Origin of the sequence: Streptomyces sp. NPDC001922 (genome assembly GCF_042891165.1) — a bacterium.
In the GTDB taxonomy this organism is placed as follows: Bacteria; Actinomycetota; Actinomycetes; order Streptomycetales; family Streptomycetaceae; genus Streptomyces.
The window spans coordinates 203,109-218,670 of the sequence record NZ_JBIASV010000016.1; the positions used below are offsets into that span (position 1 = coordinate 203,109).

At 74.2% G+C, this 15,562-nt stretch carries 17 protein-coding genes; 11 read left to right on the top strand and 6 right to left on the bottom strand.

Annotated elements, in window-relative coordinates; all coding sequences use genetic code 11:
* The gene (locus ACFYYR_RS27840; RefSeq protein WP_388859229.1) at positions 1-1,065 is read right to left on the bottom strand and encodes a GNAT family N-acetyltransferase; all 1,065 of its coding nucleotides are present in this window, start codon (positions 1,063-1,065) and stop codon (positions 1-3) included.
* Positions 1,066-1,205: 140 nt separating this feature from the next.
* On the opposite strand from ACFYYR_RS27840, the gene fdxA reads away from it, so the two are divergent.
* Positions 1,206-1,526: a ferredoxin gene (fdxA, locus tag ACFYYR_RS27845; protein ID WP_187811607.1), complete on the top strand. Its 321-nt coding sequence runs from the start codon at positions 1,206-1,208 to the stop codon at positions 1,524-1,526.
* 124 nt (positions 1,527-1,650) lie between these two features.
* Positions 1,651-2,745, top strand: a complete 1,095-nt coding sequence (dapC, locus tag ACFYYR_RS27850) for a succinyldiaminopimelate transaminase (RefSeq protein WP_388859233.1) — start codon at positions 1,651-1,653, stop codon at positions 2,743-2,745.
* Between the two features lie 96 nt (positions 2,746-2,841).
* Here the strand turns inward: dapC and ACFYYR_RS27855 are convergent, their stop codons facing one another.
* Positions 2,842-3,288 carry an ATP-binding protein gene (locus ACFYYR_RS27855; protein ID WP_388859236.1) on the bottom strand — a complete coding sequence of 149 codons (447 nt, stop codon included), beginning with the start codon at positions 3,286-3,288 and terminating at the stop codon, positions 2,842-2,844.
* A gap of 299 nt (positions 3,289-3,587) precedes the next feature.
* Entirely contained in the window at positions 3,588-4,523 is a 936-nt protein-coding gene (locus ACFYYR_RS27860; protein ID WP_388859239.1) for a hypothetical protein, read from the bottom strand.
* 123 nt (positions 4,524-4,646) lie between these two features.
* On the opposite strand from ACFYYR_RS27860, the gene dapE reads away from it, so the two are divergent.
* Both dapE and ACFYYR_RS27870 read left to right on the top strand, forming a co-directional pair.
* The gene (gene dapE, locus ACFYYR_RS27865) at positions 4,647-5,717 is read left to right on the top strand and encodes a succinyl-diaminopimelate desuccinylase (RefSeq protein ID WP_388859242.1); all 1,071 of its coding nucleotides are present in this window, start codon (positions 4,647-4,649) and stop codon (positions 5,715-5,717) included.
* A 92-nt stretch (positions 5,718-5,809) separates the two neighbouring features.
* A complete protein-coding gene (locus ACFYYR_RS27870) occupies positions 5,810-6,613 on the top strand; it encodes a TIGR00730 family Rossman fold protein (protein ID WP_388859245.1) in 804 nt (267 codons plus the stop codon).
* Positions 6,614-6,778: 165 nt separating this feature from the next.
* Here ACFYYR_RS27870 and folP read toward each other — a convergent pair whose 3' ends face one another.
* Positions 6,779-7,591: a dihydropteroate synthase gene (gene folP / locus ACFYYR_RS27875; RefSeq protein ID WP_388859358.1), complete on the bottom strand. Its 813-nt coding sequence runs from the start codon at positions 7,589-7,591 to the stop codon at positions 6,779-6,781.
* 318 nt (positions 7,592-7,909) lie between these two features.
* Here folP and ACFYYR_RS27880 point away from each other — a divergent pair, with 318 nt between their 5' ends.
* Positions 7,910-8,296, top strand: coding sequence for a hypothetical protein (locus ACFYYR_RS27880; RefSeq protein ID WP_388859248.1), 387 nt, complete (start codon positions 7,910-7,912; stop codon positions 8,294-8,296).
* Complete coding sequence (locus ACFYYR_RS27885) at positions 8,293-8,889, top strand: DNA-3-methyladenine glycosylase I (protein ID WP_388859251.1); 597 nt, start codon at positions 8,293-8,295, stop codon at positions 8,887-8,889. The genes ACFYYR_RS27880 and ACFYYR_RS27885 overlap by 4 nt, the downstream gene beginning before the upstream one ends.
* Positions 8,890-8,981: 92 nt before the next feature.
* Here ACFYYR_RS27885 and ACFYYR_RS27890 read toward each other — a convergent pair whose 3' ends face one another.
* Positions 8,982-9,782: an enoyl-CoA hydratase-related protein gene (locus ACFYYR_RS27890; RefSeq protein WP_388859253.1), complete on the bottom strand. Its 801-nt coding sequence runs from the start codon at positions 9,780-9,782 to the stop codon at positions 8,982-8,984.
* Positions 9,783-10,109: 327 nt separating this feature from the next.
* Between ACFYYR_RS27890 and ACFYYR_RS27895 the strand changes: the two genes are divergently transcribed.
* Complete coding sequence (locus ACFYYR_RS27895; protein WP_003966491.1) at positions 10,110-10,277, top strand: DUF3117 domain-containing protein; 168 nt, start codon at positions 10,110-10,112, stop codon at positions 10,275-10,277.
* Between the two features lie 183 nt (positions 10,278-10,460).
* Here ACFYYR_RS27895 and ACFYYR_RS27900 read toward each other — a convergent pair whose 3' ends face one another.
* The gene (locus ACFYYR_RS27900) at positions 10,461-11,123 is read right to left on the bottom strand and encodes an O-methyltransferase (protein ID WP_388859256.1); all 663 of its coding nucleotides are present in this window, start codon (positions 11,121-11,123) and stop codon (positions 10,461-10,463) included.
* Between the two features lie 140 nt (positions 11,124-11,263).
* Between ACFYYR_RS27900 and sigE the strand changes: the two genes are divergently transcribed.
* The 4 genes from sigE to ACFYYR_RS27920 all read left to right on the top strand — a co-directional run bounded on the left by sigE (position 11,264) and on the right by ACFYYR_RS27920 (position 15,484).
* Entirely contained in the window at positions 11,264-12,055 is a 792-nt protein-coding gene (gene sigE, locus ACFYYR_RS27905; protein ID WP_388859259.1) for an RNA polymerase sigma factor SigE, read from the top strand.
* Positions 12,052-12,945 (top strand): zf-HC2 domain-containing protein, encoded by an 894-nt coding sequence (locus ACFYYR_RS27910; protein ID WP_388859262.1) that lies wholly within the window; start codon positions 12,052-12,054, stop codon positions 12,943-12,945. Before sigE ends, ACFYYR_RS27910 begins: the two co-directional genes overlap by 4 nt.
* 135 nt (positions 12,946-13,080) lie before the next feature.
* Positions 13,081-14,910, top strand: a complete 1,830-nt coding sequence (locus ACFYYR_RS27915; RefSeq protein ID WP_388859265.1) for a trypsin-like peptidase domain-containing protein — start codon at positions 13,081-13,083, stop codon at positions 14,908-14,910.
* 121 nt (positions 14,911-15,031) lie between these two features.
* Entirely contained in the window at positions 15,032-15,484 is a 453-nt protein-coding gene (locus tag ACFYYR_RS27920; protein WP_388859268.1) for a sec-independent translocase, read from the top strand.
* Positions 15,485-15,562 lie beyond the last annotated feature (78 nt).

Genomic DNA, 15,562 nt, shown 5'->3' on the forward strand with positions numbered 1-15,562 from the left:
TCAGTGGGGGCCGCCCTCGGGCGCCCGCCAGTGCTGGTAGGTGTGGTGCGTGCGGAAGCCCAGGTGGTCGTAGAGCGCCCGGGCCCCGTCGTTCTCCGCCTCCACCTGGAGATACGCGGCGGACGCCCCGTCGTCCAGGGCCCGGCGGGCGAGCGCCGTCATCACCGCCGAGGCCAGCCCCTGCCGCCGCAGCTCCGGGTCCACCTCCACGGCGGCGAACCCGGCCCAGCGCCCGTCGACCGCGCACCGGCCGATCGCGGCCGGCGGCGCGCCCTCCGCCCCGGGAACGGTCGCGAAGTGGACGGACGGCCCGCCCTGCAGCACCGCCACGGCTTCCGGCGTCGGCCGGGCGGACCGCTGGTAGCGGCCGAGCCAGGCGTCGTCGACGGTGCGGGACAGCCGCACCGCGGCCGCGGGCTCCGCGTCGGCGAGCCGGGCGAGCGGCGCCGTCCGGATCAGCGCGGACACCTCCCGGACCCAGCCCCGGGCCGCCAGCTCCGCGGCCAGCTCCTCCTGCGCCCCCGGCACCCCGGTGCTCAGCTGCACATACGGGGTCCCGCCGCGCGCGGCGTACCAGTCGGTGACCCGGCGCAGCGCCGCGTCCAGCGGCAGCCCGGGGTCGCCGAGCGCCAGCACCGAGTTGGCCCGCCGGGTGAACCCCGCGGCCCAGCGCAGCTCCCACTCCCCGAGCGGCTCGCTCTCCAGCGGCGGCCAGGCCCGGGCGGCGGTCCGGGCGAGTTCCCGCCAGGTCGCGGCCGGGCCCCGGTGGCGTGCCGGTCCGGCCTCGCCCGCCCGTACGGCTCCGCGCCGCGTGGCGGGGGCGGCGGGCACGACCTTCCCCGCGACGAGGCCGGACTCCGCGATCCGTACCGTCTCCCCGGTACGGCGTGTGACGGAGAGCACTCCGTCTTCCCAGGAGTCGAGCACTCCGACGGTGTCCGTAAACCTCCCGCCGCCGATCCCGGAACCGGTTCCGGGATCGGCAAGGCGCCGTACGGATACGCGTTTGCCCACGTCAGCGGCGGTGATGGAGACTTTGAGTCGTCCGCCGGTGGTGAATTCCACAGCTAGGTCCGCCCCTCCTGTTCGTCTCGTGCCCGGGAACGGAGATACTAGGTGGCGGGCATCGACGACGCCGCGCTCCCGCGCGCCCTGCGGCGGAGCCGCCATCCGGTACGCCGCCCCTATCGAGGAGGAACGACAGCGTGACCTACGTCATCGCGCAGCCTTGTGTCGACGTCAAGGACAAGGCGTGTATCGAGGAGTGCCCGGTCGACTGCATTTACGAGGGCTCCCGGTCCTTGTACATCCACCCGGACGAGTGCGTCGACTGTGGTGCCTGTGAGCCGGTCTGCCCGGTCGAGGCCATCTTCTACGAGGATGACACTCCGGAGGAGTGGAAGGACTACTACAAGGCGAACGTCGAGTTCTTCGACGAGCTCGGCTCGCCCGGCGGGGCGTCGAAGCTCGGCCTGATCGAGCGCGACCACCCCTTCATCGCAGGGCTGCCGCCGCAGAACCAGTAGGTCCGACGGCGGTCGCTCCCATCGCCTCGGTCCCGCACGGAAGATCCTTCCGTGCGGGACCGAGGCGCGTAGCGACACAGCACGCGTGACCGAAGACCCACGCGCGACGAGGAAAGAGAGCACCGTGTCCGCAGTCTCCGCCCGGCTCCCCGTCTTCCCCTGGGACCGGCTCGAGCCGTTCAAGGCGACCGCCGCCGCCCACCCGGACGGCATCGTGGACCTCTCCGTGGGCACGCCGGTCGACCCGGTGCCGGAGCTGATCCGCGGCGCTCTGCGGGATGCCGCGGACAGCCCGGGCTATCCGACGGTGTGGGGCACCCCGGCGCTGCGGGACGCGCTCACCGGCTGGTGCGCGCGGCGGCTCGGCGCGACGGGCCTGGAGCACACCAACGTGCTGCCGGTCGTCGGCTCGAAGGAGCTCGTCGCCTGGCTCCCGACCCAGCTCGGCCTCGGCGCGGGCGACCGCGTCGCCTTCCCGCGCCTGGCCTACCCCACCTACGAGGTCGGCGCCCGGCTCGCCGGAGCCGAGCCGGTCGTCTACGACCGTCCCACCGAGCTCGACCCGCGGGGCCTCCGGCTGCTCTGGCTGAACTCGCCGTCGAACCCCACCGGCCGGGTGCTGGACCGGGACGAGCTCCGTGCCACCGTGGCCTGGGCCCGGGAGCACGGCGTGCTGATCTTCAGCGACGAGTGCTACCTGGAGCTGGGCTGGGAGGCCGACCCGGTCTCGGTGCTGCACCCGGACATCTGCGGCGGCTCTTACGAGGGCATCGTCGCGGTGCACTCGCTCTCCAAGCGCTCCAACCTGGCGGGCTACCGCGCGGCGTTCCTCGCCGGGGACCCGGCGGTGCTCGGCGAGCTGCTCACCGTCCGCAAGCACGGCGGCATGATCGTCCCGGCGCCGGTGCAGGCCGCCACGGTCGCGGCGCTCGGCGACGACGCGCATGTGGCGGAGCAGCGGGGCCGGTACGCGGCGCGCCGTTCGGCGCTGCGCGGCGCGCTGGAGGCGAGCGGATTCCGGATCGAGCACAGCGAGGCCAGCCTCTACCTGTGGGCGACGCGGGACGAGCCCTGCTGGGACACCGTCGGGGACCTCTCCCGGCGCGGCATCCTCGTCGCGCCCGGCGACTTCTACGGCCCGGCGGGGGAGCGGTTCGTGCGCGTCGCCTTCACGGCGACCGACGAGCGGGTCGCCGAGGCCGTGCGCCGGCTCGGCTGACCCGCCGGCCCGGTGCCGCCGTCGGCGGCACGCGGACACGACGCCGAGGGGCCCGGGGAGCGATCTCCCCGGGCCCCTCGCTGCTTCAGGCGGACGTCAGCGGACCGACTTGTACGACGGCAGCTTGTTGCCGTTGGGCAGCGCGTGGGCGCTCCCGGTGCCCTTCGCCGCGGACCGGGCGGTGTCACCGATCAGGCGGCCGGTGGTGCTCGCGGTCTCGCCGGCGGCCTTCCGCGCGGCCGGGGCGGCGGCCTTGCCGACCTTGCCCAGGGTGCCGGCGGTCTTCGGCACGGCCTGCTTCACGGTCTTGCTGCCGGTGTCACCGGCCTGCTTGCCGACGGCCTTGGAGGCCTTGTCGACGGTCTTTCCGACGTTGGCGGTCTTTCCGAGGTTGGCGCCGTCGAGCGAGCCCACCCCGCCGAGGTTGGACGTGCTCGGCAGGTCCGCAGCGCTCGCCGTACCGGCCGCGCCGACGAGGGGAGCGGCGCCCGCTGCGACCAGCAGCGCGGCCCGGGCGATCCGACGCGTGAGGGGGAGGGACATTGTGCTCCTTCGACGGGAAGTTGCTTCAGCTTCTGACGATGTGCCTGTCCGCCGGGCGGACGCAGTGACTACCGCGTGAAGCCCGCGAAGGTTGCGGCGAACACGGGTAAAGAATTGGTAATGCGTCGCATTATCCGTCCCGGCGGAAAGCGGACGAAAAGGGGCTTCCGGCAGTGTCTGCCGAACCGTCACTTCGCTTGATGCGCAGGGAATTCCGAGGATGCGGAAGTGGTGTCACCGGGGTGATGGCGCCGACCCGGAAACGGCGGCGGTCTACCGCTATGGAGTGCCCGCTCGCACTAACGCGCGACCGTGATGAGCACCGTGCCGGAGCCCCCGGAGGAGCCCGGCACGGACCGTCCGTCGCTCTTCCGCCACCCCTGCCCGGAATTCCCGGAGCTCCACACCCGGCCCGCGTAGGAGACCTGTGCGATGCGCAGCTCGGTGGAGTGGGCCACCGCCCAGTGCGCCACTTCCCAGCCCCGGTGGCCGGTGCCGTCCCCCACTGCCGCCGTGACCGGGACCGCGACCACCGAGCGGGCGCCGCCCGCGGCACGCTGCTTCCGGCCCCCCTCCCGGCCGGGCAGGACCTCCGGGCCGAACTCGCGGACCAGCTGCGCCCGGACCCCGGCCGGATCCCCCGGCCTGCCGTCGGCGGGGGGTGTCGTACAGCTGAACGCGCCCGGCATGCGGCCGGTCAGCGCGGCGGCCAGCAGCGACGCGTTCGGCTCGTGTTTCGCGTACGCCTGCGGGAAACCGCTGCGCTGCACCTTCTGTGCCGCCACGGTCAGCGGAAGGCGTGAATAGCCGGGGACTTTCACCAGATGTTCATAGAACTTCCCGGCCGAGTAGACCGGGTCCCGGATCTGCCGCCCATTGCCCCAGCCCTGGGACGGCCGTTGCTGGAACAGCCCGACGGAATCCCGGTCGCCGTAGTCGATGTTCCGCAGGCCCGATTCCTGCATCGCGGTGGCGAGCGCGATGGTGATGGCGCGCTCCGGCAGCCCGCGGGCGGACCCCACGGCCTCGATGCTGGCGGCGTTCACCGCCTGCTCGGGCTCCAGCTCGTACCCGTCGCCGTCCCGGCCGGGCACCCGCACGGTGCACTGCGGTGCCCCCGGCCCGGTCGCCGAGAAGTGCACGGCGAGATAGCCGGCCAGCGCCAGCAGTACGGCGCAGGCCGCGCCGATCCGCAGAAGGCGGCCACGGCGGGCGGGGGAGGTCGGCTGGGACACGGGCCCACGGTACCGGCCGGAAAGGTGAGGCGCTGTGACGGACCGGACGGGCCCGGGCCCGGCGCCCGCCGGACGGCGGGCAGGGCGCCGGCCGCTCCGGGGCCATGGCCTAGGGTCGGCTGCATGGATCACCCGAGACTCGATCTGTCCCTGGACGCGGCCGCCCTCACGGCCCGCCTCGTCGACTTCCGTTCCGAGAGCGGTGACGAGACGGCGCTGGCCGACGCCGTCGAGGAGGCGCTGCGCGCGCTGCCGCACCTCACCGTCGACCGGGACGGGGACGCGGTCGTGGCCCGGACGGACCTGGGCCGCTCCCAGCGGGTGGTCCTCGCCGGTCACATCGACACCGTGCCGATCGCCGACAACGTCCCCTCGCGGCTCGACGCGGACGGCGTGCTGTGGGGCTGCGGCACCTCGGACATGAAGTCCGGCGTCGCCGTCCAGCTGCGCATCGCCGCGACCGTGCCCGAGCCCGACTGCGACCTCACGTTCGTCTTCTACGACCACGAGGAGGTCGCCGCCGAGCTCAACGGGCTCAAGCGGCTCGCCGAGAAGCACCCCGAGTGGCTGGCGGGAGACTTCGCCGTGCTGCTGGAGCCCACCGACGCCAAGGTCGAGGGCGGCTGCCAGGGCACCCTCCGGGTACGGGTCGCGACCACCGGGCGGCGCGCCCACTCCGCGCGCAGCTGGCTCGGCGAGAACGCCATCCACAAGGCCGCCCCCGTCCTGGCCCGCCTCGCCTCCTACGAGCCGCGGCAGGTCGACATCGACGGCCTCGTCTACCGCGAGGGCCTCAACGCCGTGCGGATCGAGGGCGGGCACGCGGGCAACGTCATCCCCGACGCCTGCGCGGTGACGGTGAACTTCCGCTTCGCCCCGGACCGCAGCGAGGCGGAGGCCCTGGCCCACGTCCGCGGGGTCTTCGAGGGCTTCGACGTGGAGCTCACCGACTCCGCCCCCGGGGCGCTGCCCGGGCTCTCCCACCCGGCCGCGGTGGCGTTCGTCGAGGCCATCGGCACCGAGCCCGCCCCGAAGGACGCCTGGACCGATGTGGCCCGCTTCTCGGCGCTCGGGGTCCCCGCGGTGAACTACGGGCCGGGCGACCCCAAGCTCGCGCACACCCGTGAGGAGCACGTCGCGGTCGCCGCCGTCCTGGAGGCGGAGGAGAAGCTCCGGGCCTGGCTGTCAGCCTGAGTTCCCCGGTCCGTAACCCCCGGGGGCCTACGCTGAACTGCAACGATTCCTCCCCGGTGCACAGTGGGGAGGACAGGCGGAGGGAGCACACGGTGGACAACGCCGAACCAGAGGGCACTCCGGGCGCCCCGGGGGAGAAGCGGCTCGGGCCGGTTCTGCGCCGCCGTCACCAGGTGCAGCCGAGCACCACCGACCAGCGGCTGCTGGACTCGCCGCAGGGCGAGACGGACTGGGTCCACATGGACCCGTGGCGGGTCCTGCGCATCCAGTCCGAGTTCGTGGAGGGCTTCGGAACCCTCGCCGAACTCGGACCCGCGGTCAGCGTCTTCGGCTCGGCCCGCACACCCCCCGGCACCCCCGAGTACGAGACCGGGGTGCGCATCGGACGGGCGCTCGCGGACGCCGGATTCGCGGTGATCACCGGTGGCGGACCGGGAGCGATGGAGGCGGCCAACCGGGGCGCCTGCGAGGCCGGCGGGGTCTCCGTCGGACTGGGCATCGAGCTGCCCTTCGAGCAGGGGCTGAACCAGTACGTCGACATCGGCGTGAACTTCCGCTACTTCTTCGTCCGGAAGACGATGTTCGTGAAGTACGCGCGCGGGTTCGTGGTGCTGCCCGGCGGCCTGGGCACCCTGGACGAGCTGTTCGAGGCGCTGACCCTGGTCCAGACCCGCAAGGTGACCCGCTTCCCGATCGTGCTGTTCGGCAGCGACTACTGGCAGGGCCTGGTCGACTGGCTGCGGAACACCCTGGTCGCCCAGGGCAAGGCCGCCCTGCGGGACCTGGAGCTGTTCCACATCACCGACGACGTGGACGAGGCCGTCGCCCTGGTGAGCAAGGAGATCTCCACCGGCGCGGCCGCCGAGTGGCCCGTGGAGGCGCGGCCCCCGGAGTAGCGGGCGCGGGCGCCCGGCCGGGCCCCGGCCCGGCGCGGCACCCGGCGGCAGCGGCCGCCGGGAGCGGGGCGCCCTTCCGCCGACGGCGGCTCGGGCGCGGACCGGGCCGCCGGTACCGGGCGCGGCAGCCCCACCGGCGGGAGCCCCGGGAGCCCCGGGCAAGCCCTAGGCGAGGCCGCGGCGGGCCACCGCCGGGGGCCGGTGCCCCGCGATCGAGGCCACCATGTCCAGCACCTGCTTCGTCTCGGCGACCTCGTGCACGCGGTAGACCCGCGCGCCCAGCCAGGCCGACACCGCGGTCGTCGCCAGGGTGCCGATCAGCCGCTCCTTGACCGGGCGGTCCAGCGTCTCGCCGACGAAGTCCTTGTTGGACAGCGAGACCAGGACCGGCCAGCCGGTCTCCGTCATCTCGCCGAGCCGGCGGGTCGCCTCCAGCGAGTGCCGGGTGTTCTTCCCGAAGTCGTGGCCGGGGTCGATCAGCACCGCGTCCCGCCGGACACCGAGGGCGACGGCGCGCTCCGCCAGGCCCACGGTGACGCGGAGGATGTCCGCCATCACGTCGTCGTAGGCGGTCCGGTGCGGGCGGGTGCGCGGTTCGGCGCCGCCCGCGTGGGTGCAGACCAGCCCCGCGCCGTGGCGGGCCGCGACCTCGGCGAGCCGGGGGTCGACCCCGCCCCAGGCGTCGTTCAGCAGGTCCGCGCCCGCCGCGCAGACCGCCTCGCCGACCTCGTGCCGCCAGGTGTCCACGCTGATCACCACGTCCGGGTGGCGGCGGCGCACCTCGGCCACGAAGCCCACCGTGCGCCGTGCCTCCTCCTCGGCGGTGACCTCCGCGCCGGGGCCGGCCTTGACGCCGCCGATGTCGATGATCGCGGCGCCTTCGGAGACGGCCTGTTCGACCCGGGCGAGCGCGGGCTCGTCCTGGAACGTCGATCCCCGGTCGTAGAAGGAGTCCGGGGTCCGGTTCACGATCGCCATGATCACCGGCTCGTGCTCCCCGAACTCGCGCGTCCCCAGACGCAGCACCACGCGTAACCTCCTCGGGCCGCCCTGCGGGCGACGGCGCCGGTTGTCGGACAGGCCCTGGGGACCCACCGGTCCGGCGGGCCCGGAGCGACCCTAACGCCTGCCGGGCAGTACGGCCGCCGGGCCGGACGGGGTTGTGCGGGCCCGAGCGGAGGGGACGGTTCCCCGCATGTGGGGCATCGGGCAGCGGCGCGCCCGGCGCAGGGGCGGGCGTGGCACGATCGTGGTCTACAGATCGGCACAGGTTCGTACGGCCCCGGGGAGATCGTCGTGTTCTGGTTCCTGCTCGTCGCGCTGGTCGTGGTGGTCGCCGCGGTCACGCTCGTCGTCGTCGGCGGTGACGACGGCGTCGCGCTGCCGGAGGCGCAGCCGGACCGGCTCCACGACCCGTTGCCCGCGGACCGTCCGGTCGCCCGCGCCGACGTCGACCGGCTGCGCCTGCCGGTGCAGGTGCGCGGGTACCGGATGACGGACGTCGACGACGTGCTCGGCCGGCTCGGCGCGGAGATCGCCGAACGCGACGCCCGGATCGCCGAGCTGGAAGCGGCCCTCGCGGGTGCGCAGGCCACGGCGATGGGGCGGTCGTCCGAGGCGGAGGAGTCCGGCACGGACGGCCCGCAGGACGAGCGGCCCGGCGACTCCGGGCCGCGTTCATGAGCGCCGCGGCGGGCGCCGTCGCGGGGCCGGACGGCCGGCTGCGCTGCCCGTGGGGCCTGTCCGCCGAGGACTACGTCACCTATCACGACACCGAGTGGGGCCGCCCGCTCCACGGTGACGAGGCGCTGTTCGAGCGGCTGTGCCTGGAGGCCTTCCAGTCGGGCCTGTCCTGGCTGACGATCCTGCGCCGCCGGGAGGGGTTCCGGTCCGCGTTCCGGGACTTCTCGGTACCGGCCGTGGCCGCCTTCACCGCGGCGGATGTGGAACGGCTGCTCACCGACACCGGGATCATCCGCAACCGCGCCAAGATCGAGGCGGCGGTGAACAACGCCCGGGTCATCGCCGGACTGGCCGACGGCGAGCTGGACGCCCTGATCTGGTCCTACGCTCCGGACCCCGCGGGCCGCCCGGCACCCCGCACCCTGGCCGACGTCCCGGCGGTCACCCCGGAGTCGACCGCGCTGGCCAAGGACCTCAAGAAGCGGGGATTCCGCTTCGTCGGTCCCACCACGGCCTACGCGCTGATGCAGGCCTGCGGGCTGGTCGACGACCACCTGGCGGACTGCTTCGCACGGGGCGGCGGCACGGCCTGAACGCCGTGGGCCCGCCGCTCACCGGCGGCTCTTCCAGCGGGTCCCGATGGCCGGCGGGCCCCGACGCCCCGTGGGACCCGCCGCCCGGCGGCCTACCGGCCGAGGAACCGCGGCTTCTCCTTCTTCACGAAGGCCTCCACCGCGATGCTGTGGTCCTCGGACGCGCCCGCGCGGACCTGGAGCTCGTCCTCCTTGGCGAGGGTGCTCTCCAGACCGTGCGCCGCGCCGTGCGCGAGGGACGCCTTGATCGCCGCGTAGGCGGCGGTCGGGCCCTCGGCGAGCCGGCGCGCGACGGCCTCCGCCTCGGCGGCGAGGCCGTCGGCGGGGACGACCTTGTTGGCGATGCCCAGCTCCAGTGCCTCCTGCGCGCTGACGTTCCGGGGGAAGAACAGCAGGTCGGCGGCGCGCCCGTGGCCGATCAGCCGGGGCAGCGTCCAGGAGACCCCCGAGTCGGCGGTCAGCGCGACCCCGGCGAAGGAGGTGTTGAAGGCCGCCGTGTCCGCGACCACCCGGTAGTCCGCGGCGAAGGCGAAGCCCGCGCCCGCTCCCGCCGCCACGCCGTTGACCCCCGCCACCACGGGCTTCGGCATGCCGGCGATCGCCGTGACGATGGGGTTGTAGTGCTCCCGGACGGTGGTCATCGTGCTGCCGCTGCCCCGCTCGCGGTCCTCGGCCAGCAGTCCGATGTGCTCCTTGAGGTCCTGGCCGACGCAGAACGCGCGGCCGCTCCCGATGAGCAGGACGGCCCGCACCGCGGGGTCGTCCGCGGCCTGGCGCAGGCTGTCCCGCAGCGCGACCTTGGTCTCGGTGTTGAGCGCGTTCATGGCATCGGGACGATTCAGAGTGATCGTCGCGAGGCCGTCGGTCACCTCGTGCAGCACGGCGTCCGCCATTGCAGGGTCCCCTCCGTCGGGTGGCTCGGTGGTCGGTCGGGAACAGCATGGCGGAGATCGTCGGCCCCGGCACCGGCGCCTGGTGTGTGACCTGCGTCCAACTCTTCGGTGTCCCGCTCGGGCAGAGGATCGCGCAGTATCGCAGGCCGATCGCCGAATTGGGTGGTTTTGCGGGAGCGCGTTGCAGAAGGTATGCCGACCGATGTTGGTCATCGGGTCCTGCCATGCGGGATAATGGCCTGGAAGCAATGTGTTCGATGCCGGTGACCCTGTCATGTCATGGTGCCGTCGGCTGACGATGAGCTGGTTTCAGGAAGGGGAACGAGCATGGCGGCCATGAAGCCGCGGACGGGCGATGGCCCGCTCGAGGTGACCAAGGAGGGGCGGGGCATCGTCATGCGCGTTCCGCTCGAAGGCGGCGGTCGTCTCGTCGTCGAGCTGACACCGGACGAGGCTGACGCGCTCGGCGACGCGCTGAAGAAGGTCGTCGGCTGAGACGCGGGCCACAGCTCTTTTCGCACTGCCCCGGCGAGGGACGCGCACACCGCGGCCCGCACGCCGGGGCAGTGCCGTGTGCGGGCACGGGAGAGCGGGGCGGGCCCCCGCGCCGCTGGGGGCGGCTGCCCCGCGGGGTCCCGGAGGCGTGTCCCCGGCCGGCGCCCCGGCGGAGGGGCGGGGTCAGCGCTTGACGGCGCAGAGCAGCCCGTCGCCCACCGGCAGCAGCGAGGGCAGCAGGACGGTGCTCTCCCGGACGGCGCGCAGGAGTTCCCGCAGCCGCTGGACCTCGGTGGGCGGAGTGGAGGAGTCCACGGTCCGGCCGTCCGCGAAGACGCCTTCGAAGATCACGAGCCCGCCCGGTCTGAGCAGGCGCAACGATTCGGCGAGGTAGTCCAGGCACTCCGTCCGGTCGCCGTCGCAGAACACCAGGTCGTATCCGCCGTCGGCCAGGCGGGGCAGGACGTCGAGCGCCCGGCCGGGGATGAACCGGGCGCGGTTCCCGGCGAAGCCGGCGGCGCGGAAGGCCTGGCGCGCGAACTGCTGCCGCTCCGGTTCGAGGTCGACGGTGGTCAGCACGCCGTCGGGGCGCATGCCGTGGAGCAGGTGGATCCCGGAGACGCCGGTGCCGGTGCCGATCTCGGCGACGGCCTTGGCATCCGCCGCGGCGGCGAGCAGGCGCAGTGCCGCACCGGTGCCGGACGACACCGAGCGGAGCCCTGCTTCCTCGGCCCGGTCGCGGGCCCAGCGCAGCGCCTCGTCCTCGGCGACGAACGCATCGGCGAACGCCCAGCTCGTCTGGCGGTTGCCGGTAATGGCCCTCTCCTGTCCCCGTAGTCGACGCAACGGTGACTGTATCCGTTGCCCCGGGAACCCGCTGATGGGACCGGGCGTTACGGGGAAGGGGAACGGGGAAGGGAAGCGGCGCCACGATGCCTAAAATGCGGGTCAAAGATCCTTATCCGGAGCTAACGGGCGAGGTGGATATGGTAGGGGCTCTACTGGACACCACCAGAGCCGACAGGGGAGGTGCGGCTGCGGCCGGTGACCGGGGAGTGCTCAGGCGCTTTCGCAGGTCGGCCGGCGAGCCGAAATCCGTGACCGACACCGCTGACCGTTCCCGCGCCACCGCCGCCTCCGCGCCGACCGCGACCTTCTCCAGCACTGCGTCTTTCGGCGACGAGGCGGACGCCACGGCGTGGACTCCCCCCACCTGGGAGGAGATCGTCAGCACCCACAGCGCACGGGTCTACCGTCTCGCCTACCGTCTGACGGGCAACCAGCACGACGCCGAGGACCTCACCCAGGAGGTCTTCGTCCGGGTCTTCCGTTCGCTGTCCACCTACACGCCCGGCACCTTCGAGGGCTGGCTGCACCGGATCACCACGAACCTCTTCCTGGACATGGTCCGCCGCCGGCAGCGCATCCGGTTCGACGCTCTGGGTGACGACGCCGCCGAGCGGCTGCCCAGCCGGGAGCCCTCCCCTCAACAGCACTTCCACGACAGCCACTTCGACGCCGATGTGCAGCAGGCGCTGGACACCCTCGCGCCGGAGTTCCGCGCGGCGGTGGTGCTCTGCGACATCGAGGGGCTGTCGTACGAGGAGATCGCGGCCACGCTGGGCGTCAAGCTCGGCACGGTCCGCAGCCGGATCCACCGCGGCCGGTCCCATCTGCGCAAGGCGCTCAAGCACCGGGCGCCCGCGCCCCGCGCCGGGCGGGCGGTCCCGCTGGCCGCCGCTGTCCCGGCCATCGCAGGAGAGGGCGGGAGGGCGTGATCGGATCCGGTGGTGCGAGCCATGCAGAGCAGCACCTGGGCGACCGTCTCGCCGCGCTGGTCGACGGCGAGCTCGGACACGACGCGCGTGAGCGGGTGCTGGCGCATCTGGCGACCTGCTGCACCTGCAAGGCCGAGGCCGACGCCCAGCGGAAGCTGAAGAGCTTCTTCGCCGAGACGGCGGAGCCGACCCCCTCGGAGGGGCTGCTCGCGCGGCTCCAGGGGCTGCCCGGAGGCGATCCGGGCCGGGAGGGCGCGCCCTTCGGCTCCGGGAACGGCTTCGGGGACGGCGTGTTCGGCATGTCTCCGGAGCAGTTCGCCTATGGTCCGGCGGGTGCCCATCGCGGGCCGGACCGGTCCGGCTTCCGCATCCATGACGTCGAGCGGTCCGCCTCACGGGGCCGCCGGTTCGCGTTCGCCGCTGCCGGGGCGGTCTCCCTGGCCGCCTTCGCTCTCGGCGGCGCGCTGCCGTTCGAGGGGCCGGGCGAAACCCCGTCGGCGCGCGGCGACGGCGCGGTGAAACCGGTGCGCACGGCTCCGTCGAGGAGCGGAGCGGCGGGCGGTGGCGATGCGCTGCTGGTCGCGTCGGCCCCGGGCGGCCAGCGCGTTCCGCTCACCGTGCCCAGCTGGGCCCGCCGGCCCTCCTCCCCGCTGCCGGCCGCCGAGCCGTCGGGCCCGCTGTTCCCGTACGCCTCGCCGGTGCTGACGGCGCCCACGGTGCTCAGCCCCCTGATACGTCCGGCGGCCCCGGTGCGGCAGGACATCGCGCCCGGCGGGAAGCTGCTCAGCGGCGCTCCGGCCCCGTCGCCGTCCCCCTCCTCGTCCTCGGACCGGTCGGAGCCGGTCGTCGCCGCCACGGCCCCCGAGGCGCGGGCCTCCGCAGGCCACTGACGCTCCCCGGCGCGTGGCCGCGCTGCCCGGTCCCCCTGCGCACCACCGCGCGCACCTGGTTGAATCGCTGGCGCGGGGGGAGCGGACCGGGCGGCGCAGCGGCCCGTGCCGTGCCGGGCGAGCACTGGGGAGAACATGGACGAGGGGAAGGCCGCCGGGCCCGAGCCGAAGTGGTGGAGCCGGCCCCGGCGGAGCGCCATCGGCCGGCAGGCCGCGGAGGCGGACCACGGCAGCGGGGGCGTTCCGGGGACGGGCCCCGGGACCGGGACGAGCGCGGCACCGGCACACCAGGACTCCGCGGCCCCGCCATCGGAGCCGGCGGCCGCCGCTCCGGAGCCCGGATCCGTGCAGGTCGGCTCCGCGTCCGCCGCTGAGGAGCAGGGGCCGCTGGTCGGCGCCGTCTCCGTACCCGCGGACTCCGTACCCGCGGACTCCGTGCCCGCGCAGCCCGAGCCGCAGCAGCCGGGGCCGGGCCCGGCGGCCGACGGCGCGGCCGGCGGGCCGCAGCCCCGGCACGCGCCCGACCCCTACAGCACCCCGCCCTACGGCCGGCCCGGTCCCTGGGCCCCGGCCCCGCCCGTGCAGCGGCCCGTGACCACTCCGCCGCACGGAACTCCGGCGGCGACCCCCGCCCAGGGGACCCAGGTGCCCCACCAGCCGGGCCCCGCACATCAGCCGGGCCCCGCACATCAGCCGGGCCCCGCACATCAGCCGGGCCCCGCACATCAGCCCGGCCCCGCACACCGGCCGGGACCGCAGCAGACGCCCGCCCCGTCGCCGGGAAGCCAGTGGGACCGCTACGACCCGTGGTACGCCGCGCCCGCCACGGCCGGGCCCGTGACCGCCCGGGACGATGCTCCCCGGCGCTCCTCCCGGCGCGGCAGCCTGCTCGTCGGCGCGCTGCTGCTCGCGCTGGTCGCGGGCGGTATCGGCGGCGGCATCGGGGCGTACGTCGAGCGCAACGGCGGCCTCACGGAGGTGGAGCTGCCGCAGGCCCCGGCGGAGGCCGGAGGCCGCGATCCGCACAGCGTCGCCGGGATCGCCTCCACCGCGCTGCCGGGCGTCGTCACCCTGCACGTCGAGGGCGCCGGAGCACAGGGCACCGGCACCGGCTTCGTGCTCGACGGGCGGGGCCACATCCTGACCAACAACCACGTCGTGGAGCCCGCGGGCAAGGACGGCGGGATCTCCGTGACGTTCAGCGGCGGGGAGACGGCCGAGGCCGAACTCGTCGGCCGGGACAGCGGCTACGACCTCGCCGTGGTCCGGGTCAAGGGCGTCTCCGGGCTGAAGCCGCTGGCCCTGGGCAACTCCGACTCGGTGCGGGTGGGCGACCCGGTGGTGGCGATCGGCGCCCCGTTCGACCTGGCGGGCACCGTCACCACCGGCATCATCAGCGCCAAGGAGCGCCCCATCACCGCGGGCGGGGAGAAGGGCGACGGCAGCGACATCAGCTATGTCGACGCGCTCCAGACCGACGCCCCGATCAACCCCGGCAACTCCGGCGGGCCGCTGGTGGATTCCCGCGGCCGGGTCATCGGCATCAACAGCGCCATCCGCGCCGCCGACGGCGGATCCGGTGCGGACGGCGCCCAGGGCGGCAGCATCGGCCTGGGCTTCGCCATACCGGTCAACCAGGGCAAGCGGGTCGCCGAGGAGCTGATCAACAAGGGCGAGGCGACACACCCGGTGATCGGGGTCACCCTGGACCTGGAGTACCGCGGCGACGGCGCCCGCGTCGGGAAGGGAGCCGCGTCGGTGAAGCGCGGCGGCCCCGGCGACCGGGCCGGCATCGAGCCCGGCGACGTGATCACCGAGGTGGACGGCGCCCGGGTGCACAGCGGGGAGGAGCTGATCGTCAAGATCCGCAGCCACCGCCCCGGCGACCGGCTCCGCCTCGGTCTGGAGCGCGACGGCAGCGAGCGCACCCTCCGGCTCACCCTCGGCAGCGCGAGCGGCCGGTGATGCGGTACCGCCCGGGCCGCGCGGCCGGGTACCGTGGACCGGGCCCCGGCCCGCGCACCCATCCCGGCGGGGACGACCTCATCCGACCTGCCGGGCCGTGGACATCTCAAGGAGTTGCAAGGTGTTCAATGACATAGGTCCACTGGAGCTGGTCGCTCTGGTGATCCTTGCCGTGCTCATCTTCGGCCCGGACAAACTGCCCAAGCTCATCCAGGACATCTCGCGCTTCATCCGCAAGATCCGGGACTTCTCCGATGGGGCCAAGGCCGACATCCGGTCCGAGCTGGGCCCCGAGTTCAAGGACTTCGACTTCGAGGACCTCAACCCCCGGACCTTCGTCCGCAAGCAGTTCATGGACGACGACGACCTGGGGCTGAAGGAGATCCGCAACGGCTTCGACCTCCGCAAGGAGGTCACCGAGGTCTCCGACGCGGTGCGCGGCCGGGAGAGCGGTGCCTCCGTCGGCGGGGCGGCCGCGTCCTCCTTCGGCACCTCCGGCGGCTCCGACCTGCTGCGCAAGCGTGATCACCAGGCCCCCGACGAGCGTCCGCCGTTCGACTCCGACGCCACGTGATCCCCCCGTATGTCCGACGGGGCGGACCGGGGTGGCTATCCTCCCTGTGTCCGGGGTGACGCCGCCCGCGGGGGCGGA

What these genes read in the sequence shown, in the direction of transcription:
- dapE (WP_388859242.1), top strand. Translation starts at nt 4,647, where the DNA reads ATGGATCACCCGAGACTCGATCTGTCCCTGGACGCGGCCGCCCTCACG.
- folP (WP_388859358.1), bottom strand. Translation starts at nt 7,591, where the DNA reads ATGGCGATCGTGAACCGGACCCCGGACTCCTTCTACGACCGGGGATCG.
- ACFYYR_RS27855 (WP_388859236.1), bottom strand. Translation starts at nt 3,288, where the DNA reads ATGTCCCTCCCCCTCACGCGTCGGATCGCCCGGGCCGCGCTGCTGGTC.
- ACFYYR_RS27895 (WP_003966491.1), top strand. Translation starts at nt 10,110, where the DNA reads ATGGCGGCCATGAAGCCGCGGACGGGCGATGGCCCGCTCGAGGTGACC.
- ACFYYR_RS27915 (WP_388859265.1), top strand. Translation starts at nt 13,081, where the DNA reads ATGGACGAGGGGAAGGCCGCCGGGCCCGAGCCGAAGTGGTGGAGCCGG.
- sigE (WP_388859259.1), top strand. Translation starts at nt 11,264, where the DNA reads ATGGTAGGGGCTCTACTGGACACCACCAGAGCCGACAGGGGAGGTGCG.
- ACFYYR_RS27890 (WP_388859253.1), bottom strand. Translation starts at nt 9,782, where the DNA reads ATGGCGGACGCCGTGCTGCACGAGGTGACCGACGGCCTCGCGACGATC.
- ACFYYR_RS27885 (WP_388859251.1), top strand. Translation starts at nt 8,293, where the DNA reads ATGAGCGCCGCGGCGGGCGCCGTCGCGGGGCCGGACGGCCGGCTGCGC.